Below are 25818 nucleotides of genomic sequence, written 5' to 3'. Positions count from 1 at the left end.
CGTAGCCCCTCGCCCGTCAGTTATGCAACCTGCTGATTTTCCTCTTCTATACGCTGTGCTTCTTCTTTTTCCTGCGCTAATAGCTGTTTTTCGTAAACCTTAAAGAATGGGAAGTAGATGACGGCAGACACCAGTGCCAGCAGGACAACCAGAATGGCCGCACGATAATCCCAGCCTAACGCCCATGCCGCGCCAACCGGGGCCGGGGCCGTCCAGGGAACCACTGAAATCACCCGCCCAATTAAATCCAGCTTCATCGCCGCCCAGGCCAGCACTGCGTTCACCATCGGGGCCAGCAGGAAGGGAATAAAGAACACTGGGTTCATGACAATCGGCGTACCAAAAATCACCGGTTCGTTAATATTAAAAATGCTCGGGACAACGCTCAAACGCCCGATCGATCGTAGATGGGCCGAACGGCTACGCAGATAGCAAATCACCAGCCCCATCGTCGCGCCGGAACCTCCAACCACAATAAAGAACGTCCAGAACGCTTCCATAAAGATATGCGGTAAAGGCGCGCCCTGCGCCAGCGCCGACTGGTTCATCCCGAGATTGGTGAGCCAGAACATTTGCAGCATTCCCGACACAATTGCCGCGCCATGAATACCCGCAAACCACAGCAGATGGCCGATCAGCACCGCCAGCAGTATCGCTGGCAGAGAATCCGCTGCAGACACCAGTGGTTTAAAGATGGCCATGATGGCCTGCGGGATCAGCATGTCAAACTGCGACTGAATCACCAGACTCAGCGGGTACAGGGTCAGTACCACCACCAGCACAGGGATCAGCAGATCGAAGGAGTTTTTGATCATCGGCGGCACCTGATCGGGTAAACGAATGCCGATGTTGTGCGCCTTCAGGAAGCGCATCATTTCAACGCAGTAAATAGCCACCAGGATGGCAGTGAAAATCCCCGTACCGCCCAGGCTATCAACCGGCATAGTGCCTTTGGTTTTCGGTGCAGCAATCAGCAAAAAAGCCATGATCGATAGCATCGCGCACATGAAGGGATCTAGCTGATGCGACTTCACATAGTGCTTGCCCAGGTTATAAGCGATAGCCGCACATATGTAGACTGACATGATCCCCATCGTCATATCAAACGGTGTGAGGATTTGGCCTTCAAACTGTTTCGCCATATCCAGCCACGCACGTGCAAACCCCCAAGTGGTATCCGGAGAAAAAGGTGGATAGGCGAAAACCAGCAGAAACGAGCCTACGATCATAAAGGGCATCGCCGAAATAAACCCATCACGGATAGCCATCACATGACGTTGTGAAGAGATGCGCCCGGCAACAGGGCTGACGTAATTTTCAACGAAGCGGAAAATCACATTAAACACAGCATGATTAGTAGACATAGCCGTTCTCCCGTTGTGCAAAACCCTGCAACCGTGCTGGTATCAACACCACCACGTAAAGCCCATTACTACTTTTCGCAACCGTGCCGGGAGGAACGCCAGCGCTACTGCATTTTGAGTTCAGTTTCATAGATGGCTCTTATTATGTAATACAGAGGAAGTGACAACTTCAGTATTAATCGCCATTTGAGCATTCTGCAACCGGTTACTGTAACCGGTTTCTTTGATTGTGAAGACGATCGAAAAACTGCCAATGTTGCCATGTTGTTACATTAAAATATTTACAGCGAGCTTGCCCCTATGACAAATTACGCCATGCGGTTTTCTGCTGGATGGAGCTGCCTGTAGGCGATTTGGAGAGAAGAATGAGTTTGCAATCTGTACGCCAATTTTTAGCGCAATATGCACCAGATATTGAGATTATCGAATTAGATCAGAGCACAGCTACCGTCGATCTGGCAGCGAAAGCCCATAACGTCGAACCTGGCCAGATCGCGAAAACGCTTTCGCTGAAGGTCAAGAACGACATTATTCTGGTCGTCGCCAAAGGTGATGCCCGACTGGATAACAAAAAGCTAAAGAGCACTTTCGGTGCCAAAGCCCGTATGTTGAGTAGCGATGAAGTTGTGAATGCGACGGGCCATCCCGTTGGCGGCGTTTGCCCTTTCGGACTGGAAACGCCGATTTCGGTGTACTGCGATGTTTCGTTGAAGCATTACGCTGAAGTGCTTCCCGCCGCAGGCGCCATCCACAGCGCCGTTCGTATCACGCCAGAAAGGATGGCTGAGCTGACTTCCGCCACCTGGGTGGATGTGTGTCAGGGATGATTCACGTTCCGTGCCGATAACGAAACCCGGCACGAAACGATCTAACATTACCCGTTAAGAAGCCGCCTGTAGAAAAGGTGCAGGTTCACCTGCACGCAGGTACAGCAGGATATCTGCAGCATCCAGCAGTCCGGCATCTGAGCTCACGCCCAGCTTGGACATCACATTAAATTTATGTGCCCGAATGGTTTTAATATTCCTCTCTAACTGAGCAGCGATCTGCGGCATTGAATAGCCATTCGACATAAAGCGCAGTATTTCTCGTTCTGTTGGACTGAGCATACGGCTTTGATTGATATACCAATGGTTTTTAAAACCTTCGGTTCCCCGGTTGGGACCGTTCAATACTGTAAATAACGCGTCCTGTAGTACCGTTAATGAAGAAGATTTGCTCACAACGCCATCTAACGGCAAAGGTGACAAAGAGCCGATTAATCGTGCTTCAGCGTCATCATCAGCAATCACCACCCGGCGAATACGCGGAAAATTTACCGCCAGTTCCGTCAGATAAGCTAACCCGGCCCTGCGATCGGTTCTGATTGCCGAGAGGGAGAAAATAACCGCCGAAAACGACGTTTTTAACATCGCCTGACTAAATGCAGGCTGGCTCGAAAAGATATGAAGTTCGTATTGGTTATCCGGCATGGTATTAAACAGGCTCTTAATACCGACGCTACTCATCGCGCACTTCTCTACCAGCGCAACGTTTCTTTTGATGCTTCGGCTTTCCATTCCGTGGTTTCTCCATAAACTGAAGGTAAATTCAATTCTCGCGATCCTTGAGAACTGTTTATCCAGGCGTACATTTCTGCATTGCTATGTATCGACAAGCGGCGCATAGCACTGTTCTTTTGGGCGCTGATTGTTTTATTGCTTTTCTTCAGCAATGTCGCAATCTGATTAATTCCCCAACCTTTTCCCAGGAGTCTCAGCACTTTCCTCTCCGAGAGGGTAAGTACAATTGAGCGGGCGCTATGGTCTGCTAATTCTGGCATCACGGGCGGAGAGAGCAGCGACTTGCTAATTCTCTCGGCACGGCTATTTCCTGCGTGAATAACATTCACCAAACTTTCAATCGTCTCGGCATCAGATAACAGCGAACTGACAGGACACATCAGCAATTCAATGGCTAGCGGATAAAAAACACGAGAAACGAGAAATACCCAGTGAATATCGCGGTATTGAGATAATAAAGAATAATACTGTTCGCAGACTGAACGTGGATGATTACAGTCTCCGGATAAATCAGCAATCACCAAATCAGCACAACGCAGCTGCAGCAACGTCAATTCTTCGACGGAGCGACAATAGGTAAGTTCATAATCAGCGAACTGCCCCTGCATTACACCTTTAAGTCCGGTTTGTACGATCGGTAATTTACTAATAATAATTGCGTTTTTGCAGCGTCCTGGCAACATATCTTCTCCACATTCACCAGTCCGTATTCGCACTTATTAAAAATCCCCTGATAAATTAAAAATATTAATTAACAGGAAACCCTAAACAATAGACGAGGTGAATTGTTTATCCTTGGCTTTTATTTATAAACAAAGTTATACCGCTACAATCCCAGTAGCATCAAACTATTGAACCATCATGCCAATAATTACTCATGAATACACTCTTTGTACAATTAAAAGAACTACAATAGATCGTTAGCGTTGCTTACGTATTTTCCATCCTGATAAATAACACTACATTTTCATAAGCGCTGTCTTTATTGATAAGCAAGTGAGGTGTGCAAACGCATCAGACGTAAGATCTGCATCTTTTTTCGACGCAAAGATTGATCTTAGCCAGAGCCAACAGGATCATGCTTCATGATAAAAAGAAGACATCCGCCACGCAAAGAGATCCTTTTCAGTCAGAGCGAGTCATGCAAACAGAGCAGTCGTCACAGCGAACGGTTACACGGTTATGTATTCAATGCGGTCTTTTTTTACTTCAGCATGGGGCAGAAAGTGCGCTGGTTGACGAGCTATCCACCCGCCTCGGGCTGGCGCTTGGCATGGATAGCGTAGAAAGCGCTATCTCCTCTCACGCCATCGTCCTGACCACCATTAAAGACGGGCAGTGCCTGACTTCAACGCGAAAAAATCAGGATCGCGGAATTAACATGCACGTCGTGACGGAGGTGCAGCACATCGTTATTCTGGCGGAACACAAACTGCTGGATGTTAAAGGCGTTGAGAAACGCTTTAGCCAGATTAAGCCGCTGCGCTATCCAAGATGGTTGGTCGCCTTTATGGTCGGCTTGTCCTGCGCCTGCTTTTGTAAACTCAATAATGGCGGATGGGATGGCGCGGTGATCACCTTTTTCGCCAGTATGGTGGCAATGTATATTCGCCAGATTCTGGCGTCCCGGCATTTGCACCCGCAAATCAACTTCTGCATTACTGCGTTTGTGGCAACCTCGATTTCTGGTCTGCTGCTAACGTTGCCGACGTTTAACCACACTCCAACCATCGCCATGGCCGCCAGCGTGCTGCTGTTGGTTCCGGGTTTTCCGTTGATCAACTCCGTCGCGGATATGTTTAAGGGACACATTAATACTGGGCTCGCTCGCTGGGCTATTGCCAGTCTGCTGACGCTGGCGACCTGCATTGGCGTAGTCATGTCGATGACCTTATGGGGGCTGCGCGGATGGGCGTGATCGATTTCATTTTGGCGCTAATGCAGGACATGATCCTGTCGGCGATTCCGGCGCTTGGTTTTGCCATGGTATTTAACGTACCACATCGGGCGCTCCCCTGGTGCGCGTTACTCGGCGCTCTCGGCCATGGTTCACGAATGGTGATGATGAGCGCAGGGTTTAATATCGAATGGTCAACCTTTATGGCGTCGCTACTGGTGGGCTGCATTGGGATCCAGTGGTCACGCTGGTATCTGGCGCATCCGAAAGTCTTCACCGTTGCGGCAGTAATCCCCATGTTCCCTGGGATCTCTGCCTATACCGCCATGATCTCAGCGGTAAAAATCGGCCATTTTGGTTACAGCGAAGCGCTGATGATCACGCTGTTGACCAATTTCCTGAAAGCCTCATCGATTGTCGGAGCGCTCTCCATCGGGCTATCCGTACCGGGATTATGGCTGTATCGCAAACGCCCGCGCGTTTAGCGGCACGCTTTGTTAGCTCCTCGCAGAGAGGGGAATCGCCCCCTCTTCTGCTGCTCTCCTTCTTCTCTGTGTTACTATAAAAGCAGTCCCCTTCTCGGTTGTTGTTCAGTATTGAGAAACATTATGCCCAGCAAAATTTTGACACCGGACGTCACTAGCATTGACGCCTTACTACACGATCACCATACGGTGCTGGCCAGGTCTGCGGGCGGCGCCGTAGCCGTATTCGCCAATAACGCGCCAGCATTTTACGCGGTGACGCCTGCACGACTGGCCGAGTTGTTGGCGCTTGAAGAGAAGCTGTCACGCCCGGGAAGCGATGTGACGCTGGATGCACAATTTTATGAAGAGCCGCAAACCGCTCCTGTTGTCGTGCCAATGGGGAAATTTGCGATGTACGCTGACTGGCAGCCCGATGCCGACTTTCAGCGCCAGGCCGCCCTGTGGGGCGTGGCGTTAAGAGAACCGGTCACCGCCGAGGAACTGGCCTCATTTGTCGCCTACTGGCAGGCCGAAGGCAAAGTCTTTCACCATATTCAGTGGCAGCAAAAACTGGCACGCAGCATCCAGATTGGCCGGGCCAGCAATGGCGGAATGCCGAAGCGCGATGTGAACAGTGTCAGCGAGCCTGACAACCATATTCCACCGGGTTTTAGAGGATAACGATGAAAAACGTTGGCGACCTGATGAAACGTCTGCAAAAAATGATGCCGGCTAATGTCGAGCCAGCCTTTAAAACGGGCGAGGAGCTGCTGGCATGGCAAAAAGAGCAAGGTGAAATTCGCGCCGCAGCGCTGGCCCGTGAAAACCGGGCCATGAAAATGCAGCGCACATTCAACCGTTCCGGTATTCGTCCACTGCATCAGAACTGTTCGTTCGATAACTATCGGGTGGAATGCGAAGGTCAGATGAACGCCCTGAGCAAAGCTCGCCAGTACGTTGAAGAGTTTGACGGCAACATCGCCAGCTTTATTTTCTCTGGCAAGCCCGGCACCGGCAAAAACCATCTGGCCGCCGCTATCTGCAACGAACTGCTGCTGCGCGGCAAGTCGGTGCTGATTATCACCGTTGCGGACATTATGTCAGCCATGAAAGATACCTTCAGCAACCGTGAAACCAGCGAAGAACAGCTACTCAACGATCTCAGCAATGTCGATTTGCTGGTGATCGACGAAATCGGCGTGCAGACCGAATCCCGCTATGAAAAAGTGATCATCAACCAGATCGTCGATCGCCGCTCGTCTTCAAAACGCCCGACCGGTATGTTGACCAACAGCAATATGGATGAAATGAACAAACTACTGGGCGAGCGGGTAATGGACCGTATGCGCCTTGGCAACAGCCTGTGGGTGATTTTTAACTGGGAAAGCTACCGTTGTCGGGTAACCGGTAAAGAGTATTAACGTATTAGGACCACTCCTAAGACTGCCGGCGCTATACTGCGCTGAAAAGGCATAACACGAGTTGCATATAATGATGAAAACAACCAAACGTCTGCTGTGCTGTGCGCTTGCCGCCAGCACGCTCATCTCGACCAGCGTTTTCGCCGCCTCCTGGCAGGATTCGCTCTCCAGCGCGGCCAGCGAACTGAGCAAACAAAGCTCCGGCTCGCAGGGCGGCTCGTCGCTCTCTTCCCTGACCAGTCTACTGAATGGCAGCAATCAGTCGCTGACCTCCAGCAGCATGAATAACGCCGCTGGGATCCTGGAATATTGCGCAAAACAGAAACTGGCCTCGGTCACCGACACGCAGAACGTCAAAAACCAGGTGCTGGATAAACTGGGCCTCAGCGCTCCGGAGCAGAAACAAGACACCAACTATATGGACGGCATTCAGGGTCTACTCAACGCCAAAGATGGTCAACAACTGGACCTGAACACAATTGGCAACAGCTCGCTGGCGAAGCAGGTAAAAACCAAGGCCTGCGATCTGGTGTTAAAACAGGGAATGAACTTCATTTCCTGACGTACGACATGCCGCGTATACCCTGCGCGGCATCAACCTGCGCCCCATAAAATTCACACGTCAAATAATCAGTAAATCCCCCGCAAAAAACACGCATATCTAAACCAATTCTGAATAACAACGTAATTTAATGTCACTACAATTGCAGCAATGCAACATCGCTATTACATTGTGCTTTCCCAAAATCATTAGCCTGCCTGGCGTTTGCCCGGTTTACTGAGGATCGATCGTTGTCAGAACTCATCTCCATCACTCTGTTTCTCGCTTCAGTGCTGATTTACGCCTGGAAAGCGGGTCGCAATACCTGGTGGTTTGCTGCCACGTTAACGGTGCTGGGGATTTTTATTGTCTTGAATATCACGCTGTATGCCAGTGACTATTTCACCGGCGACGGTATCAATGACGCGGTTCTGTACACGCTGACCAACAGCCTGACCGGCGCGGGAATTGGAAAATATATCTTACCTGGCGTCGGGATTGCGCTGGCGCTGACGACCGTTTTTGTCGCTCTCGGCTGGATTCTGCGCCGCCGTCGCCATCATCCGCATCATGTGGGTTACAGCCTGCTGGCCCTGCTGCTGGCGCTGGCCTCCGTAGATGCCAGCCCGGCGTTTCACCAGATAACCGAACTGGTAAAGTCGCAGTCGCGCGATGGCGATCCGGATTTCCCAACCTATTATAAAGAGCCGTCAAAAACGATTCCCAACCCGAAGCTGAACCTGGTTTATATCTATGGCGAAAGCCTCGAGCGCACCTATTTTAACAACGACGCGTTCCCGGATCTGACCCCGGAACTCGGTGCGTTGAAAAACGAAGGTCTGGATTTCAGCAATACCATGCAACTGCCGGGTACCGATTACACCATCGCTGGCATGGTCGCCTCCCAGTGCGGTATTCCGCTGTTTGCGCCGTTTGAAGGCAACGCCTCGGCGTCGGTCTCCAGCTTCTTCCCCAACAATATCTGTCTGGGCGATATCCTGAAAAACTCCGGCTATCAAAACTACTTTGTGCAGGGAGCCAACCTGCGCTTTGCCGGCAAAGACGTGTTCCTGAAATCTCACGGTTTTGATCATCTCTACGGTGCGGAAGAGTTAAAAAGCGTGGTTGCGGACCCAGCCTATCGCAACGACTGGGGCTTCTACGACGATACCGTGCTGGATGAAGCATGGAAAAAATTCGAAGAGCTTTCACGTTCGGGCCAGCGCTTTTCACTGTTTACGCTGACTGTGGATACCCATCATCCAGATGGATTTATCTCACGTAGCTGCAACCGTAAACGTTATGACATCGACGGGAAGGCCAACCAATCCTTCAGCGCGGTCAGCTGCAGCCAGGAAAACATTGCCGAATTTATCAATAAGATCAAAGCCTCACCGTGGTTCAAAGATACCGTTATCGTGGTTTCTTCCGATCATCTGGCGATGAACAACACCGCATGGAAGTATCTGAACAAGCAGGATCGCAACAACCTGTTCTTCGTGCTGCGCGGCGACCAGCCACAGCAGGACACGCTGGCGGTGAAGCGTAACACGATGGATAACGGGGCAACGGTACTGGATATTCTCGGTGGCGATAACTTTATCGGTCTTGGCCGCAGCAGTTTGTCGAGCGAATCCGTGTCTGAAGTGTTCCTGAACATCAAAGAAAAAATGCTGGCGTGGAAGCCCGATATCATCCGCCTGTGGAATTTCCCGAAAGAGATGAAAGAGTTCACCGTCGACCAGAACAAAAACATGATCTCTTTCTCCGGCAGCCATTTCCGCCTGCCGTTGTTGCTGCGCGTATCGGACAAACGCGTCGAGCCGCTGCCGGAAAGCGAATACTCGGCCCCGCTGCGCTTCCAACTGGCAGATTTCGCGCCGCGAGATAACTTTGTCTGGGTTGATCGCTGCTACAAAATGGCGCAGCTATGGGCCCCGGAGCTGGCGCTCTCCACCGACTGGTGCGTATCGCAAGGCCAGTTAGGCGGACAGCAAATCGTGCAGCACGTCGACAAAGCCAAATGGAAAAGTAAAACCGTGTTTAAAGACACGGTGATCGACATGGAGCGCTACAAAGGTAACGTTGATACGCTGAAAATTGTCGATAACGACATTCGCTACAAAGCCGACAGCTTCGTCTTCAACGTGGCGGGCGCGCCGGAAGAGGTTAAACAGTTTAGCGGCATTTCACGCCCCGAATCCTGGGGACGCTGGTCCAATGCGCAGCTCAGCAAAGAGGTGACCATCGAGTACAAGGCCCCGCTGCCGAAGAAATTCGATCTGGTCATTACAGCGAAAGCCTTCGGCGACAACGCCAATCGCCCTATTCCCGTGCGCGTTGGCCACGAGGAACAGACGCTGGTGTTAGGCCATGATGTCACCACCACTACCTTGCATTTTGATAACCCGGCGGATGCCGATACGCTGGTGATTGTCCCACCCGATCCGGTCGCCACTAACGAGGGCAATATTCTCGGCCACTCGCCGCGTAAGCTGGGGATCGGGATGGTTGAAATCAAAGTGGTCGCTCAGGGCTCGTAACATGAAATGGCTGCTGGCGCTTCGCTTATCAGCCTTACAGCCAGCCGCATTTATTGTCTGAAAAAAAACAGCGCCCAACACCACACCGGGCGCTGCATGGCAACTTTATTCCAGACTTTTCACTGCCTGGCGCATACCCTGCACCAGAATCATTTCCAGGTTTGCCGTCACCTGCCCGGCAAGCCCGGGCAGCAACGTCAAATCTTTACCCCAGTGCGCCGCATCGCCGAGCACAGTATCCACCAGTTCACGCAGCGTTAAATCTTTGCCAACTCGCGGCCACAGACTGGCATACAGGCTAACCCACTGCTCATCATCCTGTATCGGATAGCGTTCTCCCTCCCGCTCTGCGCGATAAAACGCCAGCAGCGCCGCGAGGGCGAACGTTAACCGCACGGGCCAGCGCCCATTTTGCTGGCCCGCCAGCAGTTGCGGCAAAATTCGGGTACGGAATTTGGTCATCCCGTTAAGCGCAATGGAAAGCAACTGGTGACGGATGTAGGGGTTTTGAAAACGCCCGCTCACCGCGTCGGCAAATTCACGCAGTTCATCCGCCGGGAGATCCAATACCGGTATAATTTCCTCGCTAATCGCCCGCTCGACAAAATGGCGGACATCGGCATCCTGCATCGCTTCGCCGACGGTCTCCAGGCCACACAGCCAGGCCACCGGCACCAACGCCGTATGCGCGCCATTGAGAATGGCGACCTTACGCTCTTTGTACGGTTTGATATCGCTCACTACCCGAATGTTCAGCGGGCACTGCGCCAGCTTCAGCTCCTCGGCCAGCCACTGCGGCCCCTGAATCACAAACAGGTAAAAATGCTCCGCGGTATCGAGAAACGCATCGTGATAGCCAAGCGTAGCTTCCAGCGCGGCGGCTTCTTCTCGCGGGTAGCCGGTGACAATGCGGTCGACCAGCGTGGAACAGAAGGTGTTTGCCGTCGCCACCCAGTCGGTAAACGCCGGGGGAAGCTGCCACTCCTGCGCATACTGCAGTACCAGCGTTTTGAGCGCCTCGCCGTTATAGTCGATAAGCTCGCACGGGATAATGACCCACCCCTTATCCACTGCTCCCTCAAAATGATTAAAACGCTCCAGCAGCAGACGTGTCAGTTTAGCCGGAAAGCTTACCGGCGGCGCATCATCGACCCGGTCTGCCGCGTGATAGCTAATTCCGGCTTCGGTGGTATTCGAAAACACAAAGCGAATATCCGCATTGTGGGCCAGCGCCAGATACGCCGCGAAGTCCTGATACGGATTGATTTCGTTATTCACCGAACGGATCAGCCGCGCCTCGCTCACCGCTTCGCCCTGCGCGTTTAGCCCGCGAATAAGCGTGGTATACAGCCCGTCCTGGGTATTCAGCGACGGTGGAAAATCGCTATTGATCGGGCGAACGATGGTCACGCCAGCGTTCAAAAAGGTTTGCTCGTTGAGGATATCCAGTTGCCAGTCGACAAACGCCCGCAGGAAATTCCCTTCACCAAACTGGATCACGCGCGTTGGGTAACTGGCTCCCGGAAAATCACGTCGATTCAATGTCTTCATCGCATTTCCCCTCTCAGAACGTGATCACGCCTTTAATCAGCTCACGGTTGTTAATCACATCCCGTTCGTAGATTTCTGCCAGTGTGGCAAACGCGTAACGGTGCGTGAGCATCATGTCGGCGGTCAGTTTGCCTTCCGACATCAGGCGGCCCACTTTGGCAAAATCTTCCGGTGTGGCGTTGCGACTGCCCATCATGGTGGTCTCTTTCTTGTGGAACTCCGGATCGGAGAACTGCAAATCGCCTTTGAATAACCCAACGAAAACAATGCTGCCGCCATGGCGAATCAAATTCACCGTGTTGTTCATCGCATGCTGATTGCCCGTGGCATCAATGACCTTTTGCGCCAGCGAACCGCCAAACTGGTCACGCAGTTGCGCATCAAAATCTTCAGCAGACGGATCGATAACCGGGAGCCCCAACCGGGAAACCACATGCTCCCGGCGAGCCGGACTGGTATCGGCGACCACCACCTGTGCGCCATCGGCTTTGGCAATCGCCGCCGCGCCCAGACCAATCGGACCGGCACCGACCACCAGCACCTGCTCACCCGGAGCCACCGCCGCCCGGCGTACCGCATGCGCGCTAATGGCATAAGGCTCAATCAGCGCCGCCGCCTGCGGATCAATTCCCTGCGCATCCAACAGGTTGGTGACCGGTACGGACAGGTATTCGCTGAAGCCGCCATCCTGATGCACGCCAATCACCGAAATCTTCTCGCAGCAGTTAGTGCGCCCGCTCAGACAGGCCGGACACTGCTGGCAGGCCACGTAAGGAATAACCGCCACCTGCTGACCATTTTTCAAATTCTGTATATTTTTGCCCAGCCCAACAATTTCCCCACATATTTCATGACCCAGCACACGTGGATAGCTGAAAAATGGCTGATTGCCGCCCCAGGCATGAATATCGGTACCGCAAATCCCGACTGATTTAATTTTTATTAATGCTTCACCCTCACCCGGAATAGGTATTTCACACTCTTTCCAGACTAATTTTTTAGGTTCCTGGCAAATCAACGTATTCATCGTAGACATGATTCTGCTCTCCTGTTTTTTTGTTGCCTCAGATATCAACGAAAATAAAAAAGCCGGAGAAAGCAGAAACACAATCTGTGAATCCCAGCGCATAAAAATGTTTTAAATCGGGTTTTAATACGCAAAAAGGAGAAGCCATGAGCCGTTCACAGAACTTACGCCACAATGTGATTAACCAGATAATCGATGATATGGCGCGTGGTCATATCCCTTCCCCCCTCCCGTCGCAAAGCGCGCTGGCGGAGATGTACAACATCAGCCGCACCACCGTGCGCCATATGCTGAGCCACTTAGGCGAGTGCGGCGTGCTGACCCAGGTCGGCAGCCACTATGTCATCGTACGTAAACCCGACCATGACGACGGTTTTGCCTGTACCACCGCCTCCATGACTGAGCAAAACCGGATTTTTGAGCAGGCTTTTTTCACCATGATCAACCAGCGTCAGCTACGCGCAGGCGAGAGTTTCTCCGAACTACAGCTTGCCAGAGCTGCAGGGGTCAGCCCGGTGGTGGTGAGAGAATATCTTTTAAAATTCGAACGTTACAATCTGATCAAAAACGAAAAACGCGGCCATTGGAGCATGAAGCAGTTCGATCAGGCCTATGCGGAACAGCTGTTTGAACTCAGAGAGATGCTGGAAACCCATTCCCTGCAGCATTTTCTCAATCTGCCCGACGATGACCCGCGCTGGCTGCAGGCTAAAACACTGCTGGAGCGCCACCGGGTCCTGCGCGACAGCATCGGCAGCAGCTTTCGTATGTTCTCGCAGTTAGACCGTGAGTTTCATGCTTTACTCCTCTCCGCAGCAGATAATATATTTTTTAATCAATCACTTGAAATCATCTCCGTGATTTTCCACTTTCATTATCAGTGGGATGAAAGCGACCTCAAGCAGCGCAATATCATTGCCATTGATGAGCATATGACCATCCTCAGCGCACTGATTTGCCGCAGCGACCTGGATGCCACCCTGGCGCTCTGTAACCATTTGAATTCAGCCAAACAATCGATGATTCGCTCCATCAACCAAAGCCATAGCGCCGCTCATTAAGTACCGATAAAAAACAGCAAACCATTACCGGGAGCACGATTTTATAAAAATAAAAACGCCGGAAAAATACCGCTTGCCTATGCTCACGCTAAGTCGACTGCATTAAAAACTTTTGTGAGCGGTGATGAGCAAATTGATTCATCACTGGTATTTTTTCAATACTGCACAGCCCGGCTGTGTGAAAATAAATTATTGAGGTTCAGGAGTCCGGCGTGGAAAAAAATAATATTACCCTCGACCCGAGTTCTTCGTTTGGCGCGTCGTCATCTGCGGATATTAACGTTCCGCCTGAGGGCATGGTGCAACGCAGTAGCCGAATAAAACGTATTCAGACCACAGCAATGATTTTATTATTTTTTGCTGCGGTGATTAATTATCTCGACCGCAGTTCACTGTCGGTCGCCAACTTAACGATTCGTGAAGAACTGGGGCTGAGCGCCACGCAAATCGGCGTACTGCTGTCAGTGTTTTCTCTCGCTTACGGTATTGCACAGCTGCCCTGCGGCCCGCTGCTGGATCGCAAAGGTCCGCGCATTATGCTGGGGCTGGGGATGTTCTTCTGGTCGCTGTTTCAGGCGATGTCTGGCATGGTTCACAGCTTCACTCAGTTTGTTCTCGTGCGTATCGGGATGGGGATCGGCGAAGCGCCCATGAACCCGTGCGGCGTAAAGGTCATCAACGACTGGTTTAACATCAAAGAGCGCGGTCGCCCAATGGGGTTATTCAACGCCGCTTCCACCATCGGTGTTGCCATTAGCCCGCCGATTCTGGCTGCCATGATGCTGGTGATGGGCTGGCGTTGGATGTTTATTACCATCGGCGTGCTGGGTATTTTCCTCGCCATCGGCTGGTACATGTTGTATCGCAACCGCGAGCAGATTGCGCTGAGCGCTACTGAACAAGCGTATCTGAACGCCGGTAGCGTCAATGCCCGCCGCGATCCGCTGAGCTTTGCCGAATGGCGCAGCCTGTTCCGCAACCGCACTATGTGGGGCATGATGCTGGGCTTTAGCGGCATCAACTACACCGCATGGTTATATCTGGCATGGCTGCCAGGCTACCTGCAAACCTCCTACAACCTGGATTTAAAAAGCACCGGATTAATGGCGGCGATCCCATTCCTGTTTGGCGCAGCCGGCATGTTAATTAACGGTTTTGTTACCGACTGGCTGGTGAAAGGCGGTATGGCACCGATTAAGAGCCGTAAGATTTGTATTATCGCCGGGATGTTCTGTTCTGCGGCCTTCACTTTCATCGTGCCGCAGGCCACAACGTCGATGGCCGCCGTCTTACTGATCGGTATGGCGCTGTTCTGTATCCACTTCGCCGGCACCTCGTGCTGGGGCCTGATCCACGTAGCCGTCGCCTCACGCATGACCGCCTCCGTGGGCAGTATCCAGAACTTTGCCAGCTTTATCTGCGCGTCGTTTGCACCAATCGTCACCGGATTTATTGTTGATACCACCAACTCTTTCCGTCTGGCGCTGATCATTTGTGGCTGCGTCACCATGGTGGGAGCCCTCGCCTACATCTTCCTGGTGCGCCAACCCATCAGCGATCCGCGTAAAGATTAATCCTCATGATGCCCGATAACACCGCGCTTATCGGGCATGTTATGCTCGACAAATGAACATCACCTTACGCTCCACCACTCTGGCAGAAACTGCCGCTCTTCCCGCCATCGAACGATCTGCGGGGCAACGTTTTTTACTCATCCCCGAACTGGCGTGGATTGCTGACGACCAGACTATATCGGCTGACCAGCATCGGGCATTTGTCGCCGCTGGCATGAGCTGGCTGGCGCAGGTCGACGAGCATCCGGTCGGTTTTTTAGTTGCCGAAACGCTGGGGTCATCGCTGTATATTGCTGAACTTTCACTGCATCTGGAGTGGCAGGGAAAAGGTATTGGTCGCAGATTGATTGGCTATGTTGCCGAACAGGCGCGCGAGAAAGGTTATACATCGCTCACGCTGACCACCTTTCGCGATGTGCCGTGGAATGCGCCATTGTACGCACGATTGGGGTTTGAAATGCTGGCTGACGAGACGCTTCCTGCACTGCTGCGCCAGAAAAGAGAAGACGAAGCGGCGCACGGGCAGACGTACGAACTACGCTGCGCCATGCGCCTGATGCTGCGTTAATTGCCCGCGGGCGGCTACGCCTTATCGGGCATTACCAACTTAGAACGTTTCCCAGTTATCCCCAGCATCCGTTACCGCAGCTTTACGCGGCTGGACCGTTGAAACTGGTTTAGCGGCAGCAACGTCACGCGCGCGCTGTTGGTCATGCTGAATACGGAACACGGCAACGGCCTGGGTCAGACGGCTGGCCTGCTCTTCCAGCGCCGCAGCGGCGGCGGCGGATTCTTCCACCAGCGAGGCGTTCTGCTGCGTCACACGATCCATCTCAGCAACGGCCAGACCGACCTGGTCGATACCGCGGCTCTGTTCATCAGAAGCAGAGGCGATTTCACCCATGATATCGGTCACGCGGGTTACCGCATTGACGATCTCATCCATGGTTTCACCAGCACTTTCTACCAGCGTTGAACCCACATCCACACGGCTGACCGAATCTTCAATCAGGCTCTTGATCTCGCGCGCGGCCTGCGCACTACGCTGGGCCAGGTTACGAACTTCACCCGCAACCACCGCAAAACCACGGCCCTGCTCGCCCGCACGCGCAGCTTCTACCGCGGCGTTGAGTGCCAGAATGTTGGTCTGGAAGGCTATGCCGTCGATGACGCTGATAATGTCGGCGATTTTCTGCGAACTGGAAGCGATGTCGCGCATGGTTTGCACCACGTTATCCACCACTTTGCCGCCTTTCTGCGCGGTTTCAGAAGCGCTCAGGGCCAGATGGCTGGCCTGACGCGCGTTTTCGGCGTTCTGCTTCACGGTCGCCGTCAGCTGTTCCATGCTGGCTGCGGTTTCTTCCAGAGATGCAGCCTGCTGCTCGGTACGCGAGGAGAGATCGTTGTTGCCCATCGCAATCTCGCTGGCCCCGCTATAAATCGCGTTGGCACCGTTACGCACATCACCCACGGTGTTCATCAGCTCACCCTGCATATGACGCAGACTTTCCGCCAGTTGGCCAATCTCGTTGGAGCCTTCCACCTCAATACGCTTCACCAGGTCGCCGCTGGCGATATGACGAATGCTGTCGATCAGACGGTTCATTGGGGAGATAAGAGTCAGTTTGATGCCGAACCAGACCGCAATAATTGCCGCCAGTACGGTAATCAGTACACAGACCAGTACCCACATAGCCTGACTGTAAGAGCTGTTGTTATCTGCTACCGCAATGTCATACAGGTGATCGTTCTGCTGCATGTAGTTGATGTATGTCTTCTCAAAACCATCCTGATAGCTCTGCGTGGGTTGATCAAAGAAAGCATTGATCTTCCCGTCACCCAGTAACTGGATCAGCTCCGCCAGCGCGCCGTGATAGATGTCATAGGTGCGGTTGATCTCCTGGAACGCGGCTTCACTTTGACGCGGATCGCGCGGGAGCGATTCGTAAATCGCCCAGTTTTTTTCCGTCAATTTCAGCGCCGTGCTGGCTACCTGCATCAGCTCAGCAACGGTCGCACCGCTGCCGATATTGCTCTGATCCATCATGTAGCGAATACCCGCCCGGTTCAGGGTATTACGCGTTTGCAGCAGCTCAACCCAGGTGGCGTTAAGCGCAGACTGCTGCTGGCGAATGGTTTGCAGAACGGTAAAGTTCTCTTTGTCATTCTTAAGTGAGTTAAAAAACAAGCCGCCGGAGGCGAGCTGTAAAAGGCCAAATAGCGCCAATACCAGCAGTAAGCTGGTAACAATCTTCATTCGTTTTAACATGTTTTCTCTTTCCGCTAGACAGATACTCTGGTTTTCGGCCTGGAAAGAGAAAACTTTATGGTGTCAGCAATTGCCACAGAATTATCGTTTTCACATTAAATCCCGTTCCCTATGACAAATTACGCAAAAAATTTGTCGTTCTGTTGCGCCTTAGGTGTAGGATTCCCGTTTTTTAAGAAAAGGATGCTTCTATGTTGAATCGCGATTTTGATCACCTATCCACTCTCGCACACCACTTTTTTGAACGTGAAGATGTTCGTCAAAAGCTCAATATCATCGATCAGTACAACATCTCCGGTTGGGAAGTGTGGATGCAAATAGAATTTGCCAATCTGTTGGCTTCGACGGGTCATGAATGGTGGCGTGAACAGACCCTCGCTTGCGATCTGCGGAAAAATCCACAGCGTTTGTCTGTGCGTGCAGATTTCTTATTGCGGAAAAAAGGATGGACGCAGGACAGCTACATTGCGCTTGAGCTCAAGCAGAACCAGGATCCGACAAGCTGCGTCAGAAATATGATTGCGGATTTGGTTAAAAGCGCAAAAATCAAACGTTCGGAATTAGAGCTGCGTAGCTTCTGGACGCTAGGGGTAACACCCCGCATAGACAAAGAGCGCCTCGATGAACTGATTGACTATTATCTGGATGAAAAATATTACCTGACTAAATCACGTAAGAAACATGTGTTGCTTAAAGACATCGAACAAACGCCTTACTGTTATATCGTGATCTAAGTATCTCAGTGAGATGCTTCGTCAGTTGGAAAACACGGCATGTAGATGGGCGAACGCTATAATGCCGTGATCTCAATCACATAAATTCCCCCACTCACCCCCATTGCTTACCGCTCACTGACACTTGGGACCGCTTAAGCTGACATACAACCGCTCACTTATTTACCTTACTTTACGCGCGTATTTCTCTGGCAAGATCCCCCCAACATAGCAGTCAATTTACCTCCTCAAACACAAGATCAAACCCACGCGGCTTCGGCCAATTATTAATTAGATACCAGGTTTTACTATGGATACGAAAAAGATATTCAAGCACATACCCTGGGTGATTCTCGGAATCATCGGTGCATTCTGCCTCTCGGTAGTGGCATTACGTCGGGGTGAGCACATCAGTGCCCTGTGGATCGTGGTCGCCTCAGTTTCTGTTTATCTGGTGGCCTATCGTTACTACAGTCTGTACATCGCCCAAAAGGTGATGAAACTTGACCCGACGCGTGCCACGCCGGCGGTCATCAACAATGACGGTCTGAACTACGTTCCAACCAACCGTAACGTCTTGTTTGGCCACCACTTTGCCGCTATCGCAGGTGCGGGTCCGCTGGTTGGGCCGGTACTGGCCGCGCAGATGGGCTACCTGCCCGGTACGCTGTGGCTGCTGGCGGGTGTCGTGCTGGCCGGTGCGGTGCAGGACTTCATGGTGCTGTTTATCTCTTCACGCCGTAACGGCGCATCGCTGGGTGAGATGATCAAAGAAGAGATGGGCCCGATCCCGGGAACCATTGCGCTGTTCGGCTGCTTCTTAATCATGATCATCATCCTTGCGGTACTGGCGCTGATCGTGGTGAAAGCGCTGGCTGAAAGCCCGTGGGGTGTGTTCACCGTCTGCTCAACCGTACCTATCGCGCTATTCATGGGGATCTACATGCGATTCCTGCGACCGGGTCGTGTGGGCGAAGTGTCGGTGATTGGTATTGTGCTTCTGGTTGCGTCTATCTACTTCGGCGGCGTGATTGCTCACGACCCGTACTGGGGCCCGGCGCTGACCTTTAAAGACACCACCATTACCTTTACCCTGATCGGCTACGCGTTTATCTCTGCGCTGCTGCCAGTATGGCTGATCCTCGCGCCGCGCGACTATCTGGCTACCTTCCTGAAAATCGGCGTTATCGTCGGTCTGGCGGTGGGGATTGTTATCCTCAACCCGGAACTGAAAATGCCGGCGATGACTCAGTACGTTGATGGTACTGGCCCGCTGTGGAAAGGCGCTCTGTTCCCGTTCCTGTTCATCACCATCGCGTGTGGTGCGGTCTCTGGCTTCCACGCGCTGATCGCTTCTGGTACCACACCGAAGCTGCTGGCCTGTGAAACCGACGCGCGCTTTATCGGTTACGGCGCCATGCTGATGGAATCCTTCGTGGCGATTATGGCGCTGGTTGCTGCATCTATCATCGAACCGGGTCTGTACTTCGCAATGAACACCCCGCCTGCGGGCCTTGGCATCACCATGCCGAACCTGCATGAAATGAGCGGCGAGAACGCCCCGCTGATTATGGCGCAGTTGAAAGACGTAACCGCACATGCGGCGGCGACCGTCAGCTCCTGGGGCTTCGTCATTTCGCCTGAGCAGATCCTACAGACCGCGAAAGACATCGGTGAACCGTCCGTTCTGAACCGCGCAGGTGGCGCGCCGACGCTGGCCGTTGGTATCGCTCACGTGTTCCACAAAGTGCTGCCGATGGCTGATATGGGCTTCTGGTACCACTTCGGTATTCTGTTTGAAGCACTGTTCATCCTGACCGCACTGGATGCCGGTACCCGTTCTGGCCGCTTTATGCTGCAGGATTTACTGGGGAACTTCGTTCCGTTCCTGAAAAAAACCGACTCTCTGGTTGCGGGCATCATCGGTACTGCGGGCTGCGTAGGCCTGTGGGGTTACCTGCTGTATCAAGGTGTTGTTGACCCGCTGGGCGGCGTTAAGAGCCTGTGGCCGCTGTTCGGTATCTCTAACCAGATGCTGGCTGCCGTGGCACTGGTTCTGGGCACCGTGGTACTGGTTAAAATGCAGCGCACCAAATACATCTGGGTTACTGTTGTTCCGGCAGTATGGCTGCTTATCTGCACCACCTGGGCGCTGGGTCTGAAACTGTTCAGCACCAACCCGCAGATGGAAGGCTTCTTCTTCATGGCGAATCAGTACAAAGAGAAGATTGCTAACGGCGGCGAACTGACCGCTCAGCAGATTGCCAACATGAACCACATCGTTGTCAACAACTACACCAACGCAGGCCTGAGTATTCTGTTCCTGGTGGTGGTGTACAGCATCATTTTCTACGGGTTCCGTACCTGGCAGAAAGCCCGCGCCATCAACGGTCGCTCTGATAAAGAGACGCCGTATGTACCGGTGCCGGAAGGCGGCGTGAAGACCTCTTCACATCACTAACCGTATTCAGCCCCGCTTCGGCGGGGCTTTTCGCTTATCAGGATTGTTTATGTTTGGTACTTTAGGTCAGGCAAAAAAATACCTCGGTCAGGCGGCAAAGATGCTGATTGGCATTCCGGACTACGACAACTACGTCGAGCACATGAAGACCAACCATCCCGATAAGCCGTACATGACCTACGAAGAATTCTTCCGCGAGCGCCAGGAAGCCCGCTACGGTAGCGGCGGAAGCAGTTGCTGTTAGAAGGAGAAATGAATGACCCCGATTGCAGTTACCCTACTCACCGGTTTTCTTGGCGCGGGTAAAACCACCCTGCTGCGCCATATTCTCAACGAGCAGCACGGCTATAAGATTGCCGTTATCGAAAACGAATTCGGCGAAGTCTCGGTGGACGATCAGCTGATTGGCGACCGCGCCACGCAGATCAAAACCCTGACCAACGGCTGCATTTGCTGTACACGCTCCAGTGAGCTGGAAGACGCACTGTTAGATCTGCTCGACAACCTCGACAAAGGCGCCATCCATTTCGACCGTTTGGTGATCGAGTGCACCGGCATGGCCGACCCCGGCCCGATTATCCAGACCTTTTTCTCCCATGAAGTGATTTGCGAACGCTACCTGTTGGACGGTGTGATTGCGCTGGTTGACGCGGTACATGCCGACGAGCAGATGAACCAGTTCACCATCGCCCAGTCGCAGGTAGGCTACGCTGACCGCATCCTGCTGACCAAAACCGACGTGGCGGGTGAAAGCGAGAAACTGCGCGAGCGCCTGGCGCGCATCAACGCCCGCGCCCCGGTGTATACCGTCACGCATGGTGATATCGACCTCTCCCTGCTGTTCGATACCAACGGTTTCATGCTCGAGGAGAACGTGGTCAGCGCCAAACCACGCTTCCACTTTATCGCCGACAAGCAAAATGATATCTCCTCGATCGTCGTCGAGCTGGATTACCCGGTAAACATCAGTGACGTGTCGCGGGTAATGGAAAACCTGCTGCTGGAATCCGCCGAGAAGCTGCTGCGCTACAAAGGCATGCTGTGGATTGACGGCGAGCCGAACCGCCTGCTGTTCCAGGGCGTTCAGCGTCTGTACAGCGCCGACTGGGATCGCCCGTGGGACGACGAACAACCCCACAGCCTGCTGGTGTTTATCGGCATTAATCTTCCGGAAGACGAGATCAGAGCCGCGTTTGCGGGATTGAAGAAGTAACCCTCATTCTGGATTGCCCGATGGCGCACAGCTTTCGGGCCTACAATTCCCCACCATGTCTCAAAACCTACGCCCACAGGCCGGACGAGATCCTCAGCGCGTTCCAGCCTTATTACCAGACGGCGGAACTGACCGACGTCAGCGATCCGCAGCAGGTGTTCGATTTGTTTGAAAAACTGCGGGCCACGCAGATTTTCCAGTGGAATGAAGTGGAGCAATTCTGCATAGCATTCTTCAGCAAAAATAAATCCAACGCGGCAATCAGCAATATTTGCAAACCGGCGGTCGAACGCTGGAAAAAGCGTTACGCCCTGGCAATCGATGCTTACCTGATGGCAAAAGAGATGTTTGAGCGCACCAAAAAAACAAGCGATACGGTATTAATTACCAATGCGGAAAATAGCTTTAACGCCTGCAAGCAGGAAAAAGATCGTCTGGAGATTTTCAAGAAAGATCTTGGCAGTTTTGTTCGCTTCTACGAGTTTATGTCGCAGATCGTCGAGTACGATGACAAAGATCTGGAGAAACTAAGCCTGTTTGCCCGCCATCTGCGCCCGCTGTTGCATGAGCAACATCTGGAAGAGGACGAGATTGATCTCAGTAACGTGGAGATGAGCCACTATCGCTTATCAAAGATCCGCGAACAACATCTGAAACTACAAGAAGATGATGCGAAATATACACTTGATCCCAGTAACGACGTGGGTACGGCAAAACCAAAAGACAAGAAAGAGGAATTTCTGTCGCATATTTTATCGCGAATGAATGAACTGTTTATCACCGACCATCTGACGGATAAAGATATGCTCAGCAGCGCAATGACCGTGTTTAATAAAATCACTGAGAATGAAACGGTGATGAAACAAATCAGGAATAACAGTCCCGAGCAGGCAATATTAGGCGGTTTTTTCAAGGCGGTAGACGACGCGGTGATGGACAGTGACGAAGCGCGACAAGAATTTATGCTGCAGTATTTATCGAACCCGCAGTGCGCTAAGGGCTTTGCCCGCCTGATGTTTGATATGGCGACGGGGCATTTCGCGTTGCCTGCTTAAGGTTTTGATCATTGCCGGATGGCTTATCCGGCCTGATTTATATTTCTTATCAATAGTGACTTATGCGAGTCGTTATCCGGATTACACGCATGTTCCGGCAATTATTATGAAAGGCCAGTGGCTGGAGGCAGCCGGTTTCGCCAGTGGCTGGAGGCAGCCGGTTTCGCCACCGGCTGCAAATTCGATGTCAGAGTGATGCCCGGCTGCATTGTGCTGACGGCCAAGCTGCCGGAAGAACCGGCGTTACTGCAGTCGCTGCGTCGGGTGTGCAAGCTGTCCGCGCGTAAGCAACAGCAAGTGCAGGAGTTTATCGACGTGATTTCGGCGAAGCCTGTCAGGCAGAAATAACCGCCCGGATGCCAGACGGCGCTCATGAGTATAAGCGCCGTGTATTGATTGCATTACAGCTCTGGGTAACATCATTTTATCCGGAGCCGTTTACTCAAGACCCTAAGCGATAATCCCAATCATCATAGTGGACTATATTCCCATCATGATAGTGCCAGGTAATCTTCTTGTAACGGAGCTGAGCAAGTTCAAGATGGGTCTGTTTTTCGTAATAAGGATCTTTAACATCGTGCATCAGTGAAAAAAGCGTAACGACTTTCACATTTTCCAGGGTTATCGTAAAATAGACCTCTTCCTGACCAGCATAATTTATTCGATAGAGGTCAATAACCGCTTTCCTTAATGTTTCTCCGGTACTTAATGATTTGTACAAAAGCACACTAGAAGCATCAATTTCCTTTTCAATTAAAAATGGACGATGTTGGCGTTTATTCAACACCCTCCCATTATGCAAATCAGAGTTGTAGCTCACATTATGATACAGACCTAAAATCTCGATCTGATTTTCACGGTCTTTTACCATTACACTACCTTTGATAATATTACCAGCATCATCGATTAATGACATATACCCGGGGATAGCCATTTATAAATCCTTGTTAAATGGAATAGAATTCTCAACATTATTGATCATAACCGCAATACACCGCTTCCCTTCTGTCGTTTTGACCTTATACATTTCCCTGATGGAATTAACAAATAGCTTATTCATTTCTTCTTCTGACTCAGGGTAAGAGGTAAATGCGCATATCTTCTCAATATTCAGCAATGGTCTGTTATCGTTGAGGATAGCCAGAACACCGACTGGGTTATGTGGAATGGCTTCAGAGACCGCCCCCTGTAAATCTTCCGCCGTACTGGCATCAACTCCGGATTCAAGAGCACTTGCTACCGTTAACCAGTCATTATTACCTTTGCTAATTTCAGGAATAATATGGTTCCACCATTCTGATTCACTGCCATCATAAAGTTCGTGTACAACGGTATTTGCTCCTTTTTCATTTATCATCTGCAGAAGCTGTGCTGCAGTATGCACTGCAGCACAGGGAGCACCCGAAAGAATAAATAGAAAGGAGATAAAAATAAATTTCATTATCTTACCACCAAAATTGTGTCACCCGAATCGTAAATGGTTTGGCGCTTATCTTGTCCATTCATAATGATACATCCTGCAGATGCCGTTCCCGGTGGCTGCCCTTTTTTATCACCATGAATTTCGAAATGATCTCTGCCAAAAGTATTTGTCCCTGCAATAGGTTCGAGGATAATAGCGGCGGGACTTTTATGATTATTCCATCCAGCAATAAAATAAACGCCTCGTGGAATGGGGCCCTTGTTACGTATGTGTTCACAGTTCGGTTTATCCTTTGATTCACCAGCACCACTGTAGCAATAAGCAATTAATTTACCGTTATGGCTTAGTATACCTGTCGATACTTTATATTCCCATGTCATATGATTTACATCCTTTAAAATATAATAATTATGCTTATCATATTTAATTGTAAAATTAAATATGTTCATAAAGTCACAATTATTAAAATTCAAAATATTTATAATTCATACATCTTTATTTATCGAACAAATAAATCGTATTCTGAATAATTAGATAACGGGGAAGCAGCAGGCAATCTGAAAACACCCGGTGTACCAGAAATACCATCGTTAGCGTTGCCACCAGCGCGACGTAACCGGATACGCGTGAGGAAACGGGCGTTACCACGCGCATCACCGTGGAGTCCGGCGTCAGCGGGATCCAGATATCGGCAACAATAAACCAGGCGAATATTACCAGGAAAGCGGCAATACTCACCCTTACCCAACGGGCAAATTTTTGTTCTGGGGTCCTCATAGTTTTTAGTGTTGATTGTCTTCTTCGCGGATTGTCCGCAAATTGCAGGCGAGTTGATTTAAGGTCGCGCTGAAGGAGGCAAGCTCCGCTTCAGGAATGGTGCAGGTGACGCGATGTTGATATGTCTCAATCACCCGATTAAGTTCTTCAAGCCTTGAGCGGCCTTGCGCGGTCAGCGTTAGCAGACGGATGCGTTTGTCATAAGGCGATGTGGAACGCAGCAGATAGCCCTGCTTTTCCAACTGCGAAAGGGTGCGCATCAGCGGCGGCAGTTCAATGCCCTGTATTTGTGCCAGTTCACTGACCGAGACGTTGTCTCCCAGTTGATACAGTTGCATCAGTACCGTCCAGCTTGACTGCGTCAGGCCAGTATCGGTGATGGCAGCATCAATAATGGCCCGCCACTGGCGCACCACCATTGCTATGCGCATCCCCATCGGACGGCGGGCAAACAGTTCATCTTCCGTCATCTTACTTTCCCCTCATCGCTGAGAAGAAAATAATACTTATCAGGGTAACTATCAAGAAACAGGCTATCCAGAAGCATGAATTGATAAATAATGTGAATACAAAAGAGGCCGGGGTGATAACCCTCCAGCCTCTGTCGATGGAAGAAAATCACTCTATCTGATCGCGTCGCAGCCCGACGTCCCGCAGCCGCTCATTACTCATCTGTTGCAATACGCGCCGCGTTTGCGCCCGTAACATCCACGCCTTATATGCCCGCCAGATCAGAACAAACCCAATAAATGGCTGCTTTGCTTTATTCTCATGAAATTCCATACCTTGCCTCCCCGCCTTGTCTGAGGCTTTATCTTCACGGATTTGGCCCTAAGCAATACAGACTCACAAAGTACTTTTATTTAACATACAGATTGGTTAAAAAGAGTTCTGCATCG

Annotated in this window: 25 protein-coding genes and 3 pseudogenes; 16 read left to right on the top strand and 12 right to left on the bottom strand. The window is 51.5% G+C overall.

Going from position 1 to position 25818, the window contains the following annotated elements; all coding sequences use genetic code 11:
- Positions 1-20 precede the first annotated feature (20 nt).
- Positions 21-1364 (bottom strand): PTS sugar transporter subunit IIC, encoded by a 1344-nt coding sequence (locus WC7_RS22350; protein ID WP_016151595.1) that lies wholly within the window; start codon positions 1362-1364, stop codon positions 21-23.
- 365 nt (positions 1365-1729) lie between these two features.
- Here WC7_RS22350 and WC7_RS22355 point away from each other — a divergent pair, with 365 nt between their 5' ends.
- Complete coding sequence (locus WC7_RS22355; RefSeq protein ID WP_016151593.1) at positions 1730-2191, top strand: YbaK/EbsC family protein; 462 nt, start codon at positions 1730-1732, stop codon at positions 2189-2191.
- A gap of 54 nt (positions 2192-2245) precedes the next feature.
- Here WC7_RS22355 and bglJ read toward each other — a convergent pair whose 3' ends face one another.
- Together bglJ and WC7_RS22365 are read right to left on the bottom strand one after the other, a co-directional pair.
- Positions 2246-2923, bottom strand: a complete 678-nt coding sequence (bglJ, locus tag WC7_RS22360) for a DNA-binding transcriptional activator BglJ (RefSeq protein WP_016151592.1) — start codon at positions 2921-2923, stop codon at positions 2246-2248.
- The gene (locus WC7_RS22365; protein ID WP_016151591.1) at positions 2884-3609 is read right to left on the bottom strand and encodes a helix-turn-helix transcriptional regulator; all 726 of its coding nucleotides are present in this window, start codon (positions 3607-3609) and stop codon (positions 2884-2886) included. The genes bglJ and WC7_RS22365 overlap by 40 nt, the downstream gene beginning before the upstream one ends.
- Before the next feature lie 458 nt (positions 3610-4067).
- On the opposite strand from WC7_RS22365, the gene WC7_RS22370 reads away from it, so the two are divergent.
- The 6 genes from WC7_RS22370 to opgB all read left to right on the top strand — a co-directional run bounded on the left by WC7_RS22370 (position 4068) and on the right by opgB (position 9795).
- On the top strand, positions 4068-4844 hold the full coding sequence (locus WC7_RS22370; protein ID WP_016151590.1) for a threonine/serine exporter family protein: 777 nt from the start codon (positions 4068-4070) through the stop codon (positions 4842-4844).
- Positions 4835-5308, top strand: a complete 474-nt coding sequence (locus WC7_RS22375) for a threonine/serine exporter (RefSeq protein WP_016151589.1) — start codon at positions 4835-4837, stop codon at positions 5306-5308. Before WC7_RS22370 ends, WC7_RS22375 begins: the two co-directional genes overlap by 10 nt.
- 123 nt (positions 5309-5431) lie before the next feature.
- Complete coding sequence (gene dnaT / locus WC7_RS22380; RefSeq protein WP_016151588.1) at positions 5432-5971, top strand: primosomal protein DnaT; 540 nt, start codon at positions 5432-5434, stop codon at positions 5969-5971.
- A 2-nt stretch (positions 5972-5973) separates the two neighbouring features.
- On the top strand, positions 5974-6711 hold the full coding sequence (gene dnaC, locus WC7_RS22385) for a replicative helicase loader DnaC (protein WP_016151587.1): 738 nt from the start codon (positions 5974-5976) through the stop codon (positions 6709-6711).
- Positions 6712-6781: 70 nt separating this feature from the next.
- Positions 6782-7273 carry a YjjA family protein gene (locus WC7_RS22390; protein ID WP_016151586.1) on the top strand — a complete coding sequence of 164 codons (492 nt, stop codon included), beginning with the start codon at positions 6782-6784 and terminating at the stop codon, positions 7271-7273.
- 230 nt (positions 7274-7503) lie between these two features.
- Positions 7504-9795 carry a phosphatidylglycerol--membrane-oligosaccharide glycerophosphotransferase gene (gene opgB, locus WC7_RS22395; RefSeq protein ID WP_016151585.1) on the top strand — a complete coding sequence of 764 codons (2292 nt, stop codon included), beginning with the start codon at positions 7504-7506 and terminating at the stop codon, positions 9793-9795.
- Between the two features lie 105 nt (positions 9796-9900).
- Here opgB and WC7_RS22400 read toward each other — a convergent pair whose 3' ends face one another.
- A complete protein-coding gene (locus WC7_RS22400) occupies positions 9901-11346 on the bottom strand; it encodes a tagaturonate reductase (RefSeq protein WP_016151584.1) in 1446 nt (481 codons plus the stop codon).
- A gap of 13 nt (positions 11347-11359) precedes the next feature.
- Positions 11360-12382: a zinc-binding alcohol dehydrogenase family protein gene (locus WC7_RS22405; protein ID WP_016151583.1), complete on the bottom strand. Its 1023-nt coding sequence runs from the start codon at positions 12380-12382 to the stop codon at positions 11360-11362.
- A 137-nt stretch (positions 12383-12519) separates the two neighbouring features.
- On the opposite strand from WC7_RS22405, the gene WC7_RS22410 reads away from it, so the two are divergent.
- From WC7_RS22410 to WC7_RS22420, 3 genes are all read left to right on the top strand, one after another.
- Positions 12520-13434, top strand: coding sequence for a GntR family transcriptional regulator (locus tag WC7_RS22410; protein ID WP_016151582.1), 915 nt, complete (start codon positions 12520-12522; stop codon positions 13432-13434).
- A 212-nt stretch (positions 13435-13646) separates the two neighbouring features.
- A complete protein-coding gene (locus WC7_RS22415; RefSeq protein ID WP_016151581.1) occupies positions 13647-15008 on the top strand; it encodes an MFS transporter in 1362 nt (453 codons plus the stop codon).
- Positions 15009-15060: 52 nt separating this feature from the next.
- The gene (locus WC7_RS22420; RefSeq protein ID WP_016151580.1) at positions 15061-15576 is read left to right on the top strand and encodes a GNAT family N-acetyltransferase; all 516 of its coding nucleotides are present in this window, start codon (positions 15061-15063) and stop codon (positions 15574-15576) included.
- 39 nt (positions 15577-15615) lie between these two features.
- On the opposite strand, the gene tsr is transcribed toward WC7_RS22420, so the two are convergent.
- Entirely contained in the window at positions 15616-17277 is a 1662-nt protein-coding gene (gene tsr / locus WC7_RS22425) for a methyl-accepting chemotaxis protein (RefSeq protein WP_016151579.1), read from the bottom strand.
- A gap of 191 nt (positions 17278-17468) precedes the next feature.
- On the opposite strand from tsr, the gene WC7_RS22430 reads away from it, so the two are divergent.
- From WC7_RS22430 to symE, 6 genes and pseudogenes are all read left to right on the top strand, one after another.
- A complete protein-coding gene (locus tag WC7_RS22430; RefSeq protein WP_016151578.1) occupies positions 17469-18011 on the top strand; it encodes a hypothetical protein in 543 nt (180 codons plus the stop codon).
- Positions 18012-18300: 289 nt separating this feature from the next.
- Positions 18301-20451 carry a pyruvate/proton symporter BtsT gene (gene btsT / locus WC7_RS22435; RefSeq protein ID WP_003830033.1) on the top strand — a complete coding sequence of 717 codons (2151 nt, stop codon included), beginning with the start codon at positions 18301-18303 and terminating at the stop codon, positions 20449-20451.
- Positions 20452-20500: 49 nt separating this feature from the next.
- Positions 20501-20695 carry a YbdD/YjiX family protein gene (locus tag WC7_RS22440; protein WP_003830038.1) on the top strand — a complete coding sequence of 65 codons (195 nt, stop codon included), beginning with the start codon at positions 20501-20503 and terminating at the stop codon, positions 20693-20695.
- Between the two features lie 12 nt (positions 20696-20707).
- A complete protein-coding gene (yjiA, locus tag WC7_RS22445) occupies positions 20708-21664 on the top strand; it encodes a GTPase (RefSeq protein ID WP_016151577.1) in 957 nt (318 codons plus the stop codon).
- A 74-nt stretch (positions 21665-21738) separates the two neighbouring features.
- A pseudogene (locus WC7_RS22450) lies at positions 21739-22719 on the top strand (type I restriction endonuclease subunit R); the annotation flags it as partial.
- Between the two features lie 55 nt (positions 22720-22774).
- Positions 22775-23067: pseudogene (symE, locus tag WC7_RS0124295) on the top strand (endoribonuclease SymE); the annotation flags it as partial.
- A gap of 94 nt (positions 23068-23161) precedes the next feature.
- On the opposite strand, the gene tssD reads toward symE, so the two are convergent.
- The 6 genes and pseudogenes from tssD to WC7_RS25035 form a co-directional block, all read right to left on the bottom strand.
- The gene (tssD, locus tag WC7_RS22455; protein ID WP_016151575.1) at positions 23162-23653 is read right to left on the bottom strand and encodes a type VI secretion system tube protein TssD; all 492 of its coding nucleotides are present in this window, start codon (positions 23651-23653) and stop codon (positions 23162-23164) included.
- Positions 23654-24160 (bottom strand): hypothetical protein, encoded by a 507-nt coding sequence (locus tag WC7_RS22460; protein ID WP_016151574.1) that lies wholly within the window; start codon positions 24158-24160, stop codon positions 23654-23656.
- Positions 24160-24591 (bottom strand): tlde1 domain-containing protein, encoded by a 432-nt coding sequence (locus tag WC7_RS22465; RefSeq protein WP_223870143.1) that lies wholly within the window; start codon positions 24589-24591, stop codon positions 24160-24162. The genes WC7_RS22460 and WC7_RS22465 overlap by 1 nt, the downstream gene beginning before the upstream one ends.
- A gap of 151 nt (positions 24592-24742) precedes the next feature.
- Positions 24743-24919 (bottom strand): annotated as a pseudogene (locus WC7_RS27060) (hypothetical protein); the annotation flags it as partial.
- A 5-nt stretch (positions 24920-24924) separates the two neighbouring features.
- Positions 24925-25389, bottom strand: coding sequence for a MarR family winged helix-turn-helix transcriptional regulator (locus WC7_RS22475; protein ID WP_016151571.1), 465 nt, complete (start codon positions 25387-25389; stop codon positions 24925-24927).
- A 148-nt stretch (positions 25390-25537) separates the two neighbouring features.
- Positions 25538-25702, bottom strand: coding sequence for a DUF1127 domain-containing protein (locus tag WC7_RS25035; RefSeq protein WP_016151570.1), 165 nt, complete (start codon positions 25700-25702; stop codon positions 25538-25540).
- Positions 25703-25818 lie beyond the last annotated feature (116 nt).

This window comes from Citrobacter sp. KTE151 (genome assembly GCF_000398845.1).
GTDB lineage: Bacteria > Pseudomonadota > Gammaproteobacteria > Enterobacterales > Enterobacteriaceae > Citrobacter > Citrobacter braakii.
Note: the sequence above shows the minus strand (reverse complement) of the source record. Positions and strands in the feature narration are given on the sequence as shown.

What these genes read in the sequence shown, in the direction of transcription:
- WC7_RS22350 (WP_016151595.1), bottom strand. Translation starts at nt 1,364, where the DNA reads ATGTCTACTAATCATGCTGTGTTTAATGTGATTTTCCGCTTCGTTGAA.
- WC7_RS22355 (WP_016151593.1), top strand. Translation starts at nt 1,730, where the DNA reads ATGAGTTTGCAATCTGTACGCCAATTTTTAGCGCAATATGCACCAGAT.
- bglJ (WP_016151592.1), bottom strand. Translation starts at nt 2,923, where the DNA reads ATGGAAAGCCGAAGCATCAAAAGAAACGTTGCGCTGGTAGAGAAGTGC.
- WC7_RS22365 (WP_016151591.1), bottom strand. Translation starts at nt 3,609, where the DNA reads ATGTTGCCAGGACGCTGCAAAAACGCAATTATTATTAGTAAATTACCG.
- WC7_RS22370 (WP_016151590.1), top strand. Translation starts at nt 4,068, where the DNA reads ATGCAAACAGAGCAGTCGTCACAGCGAACGGTTACACGGTTATGTATT.
- WC7_RS22375 (WP_016151589.1), top strand. Translation starts at nt 4,835, where the DNA reads ATGGGCGTGATCGATTTCATTTTGGCGCTAATGCAGGACATGATCCTG.
- dnaT (WP_016151588.1), top strand. Translation starts at nt 5,432, where the DNA reads ATGCCCAGCAAAATTTTGACACCGGACGTCACTAGCATTGACGCCTTA.
- dnaC (WP_016151587.1), top strand. Translation starts at nt 5,974, where the DNA reads ATGAAAAACGTTGGCGACCTGATGAAACGTCTGCAAAAAATGATGCCG.
- WC7_RS22390 (WP_016151586.1), top strand. Translation starts at nt 6,782, where the DNA reads ATGATGAAAACAACCAAACGTCTGCTGTGCTGTGCGCTTGCCGCCAGC.
- WC7_RS22400 (WP_016151584.1), bottom strand. Translation starts at nt 11,346, where the DNA reads ATGAAGACATTGAATCGACGTGATTTTCCGGGAGCCAGTTACCCAACG.
- WC7_RS22405 (WP_016151583.1), bottom strand. Translation starts at nt 12,382, where the DNA reads ATGTCTACGATGAATACGTTGATTTGCCAGGAACCTAAAAAATTAGTC.
- WC7_RS22410 (WP_016151582.1), top strand. Translation starts at nt 12,520, where the DNA reads ATGAGCCGTTCACAGAACTTACGCCACAATGTGATTAACCAGATAATC.
- WC7_RS22420 (WP_016151580.1), top strand. Translation starts at nt 15,061, where the DNA reads ATGAACATCACCTTACGCTCCACCACTCTGGCAGAAACTGCCGCTCTT.
- tsr (WP_016151579.1), bottom strand. Translation starts at nt 17,277, where the DNA reads ATGTTAAAACGAATGAAGATTGTTACCAGCTTACTGCTGGTATTGGCG.
- WC7_RS22430 (WP_016151578.1), top strand. Translation starts at nt 17,469, where the DNA reads ATGTTGAATCGCGATTTTGATCACCTATCCACTCTCGCACACCACTTT.
- btsT (WP_003830033.1), top strand. Translation starts at nt 18,301, where the DNA reads ATGGATACGAAAAAGATATTCAAGCACATACCCTGGGTGATTCTCGGA.
- WC7_RS22440 (WP_003830038.1), top strand. Translation starts at nt 20,501, where the DNA reads ATGTTTGGTACTTTAGGTCAGGCAAAAAAATACCTCGGTCAGGCGGCA.
- yjiA (WP_016151577.1), top strand. Translation starts at nt 20,708, where the DNA reads ATGACCCCGATTGCAGTTACCCTACTCACCGGTTTTCTTGGCGCGGGT.
- tssD (WP_016151575.1), bottom strand. Translation starts at nt 23,653, where the DNA reads ATGGCTATCCCCGGGTATATGTCATTAATCGATGATGCTGGTAATATT.
- WC7_RS22460 (WP_016151574.1), bottom strand. Translation starts at nt 24,160, where the DNA reads ATGAAATTTATTTTTATCTCCTTTCTATTTATTCTTTCGGGTGCTCCC.
- WC7_RS22465 (WP_223870143.1), bottom strand. Translation starts at nt 24,591, where the DNA reads ATGAACATATTTAATTTTACAATTAAATATGATAAGCATAATTATTAT.
- WC7_RS22475 (WP_016151571.1), bottom strand. Translation starts at nt 25,389, where the DNA reads ATGACGGAAGATGAACTGTTTGCCCGCCGTCCGATGGGGATGCGCATA.
- WC7_RS25035 (WP_016151570.1), bottom strand. Translation starts at nt 25,702, where the DNA reads ATGGAATTTCATGAGAATAAAGCAAAGCAGCCATTTATTGGGTTTGTT.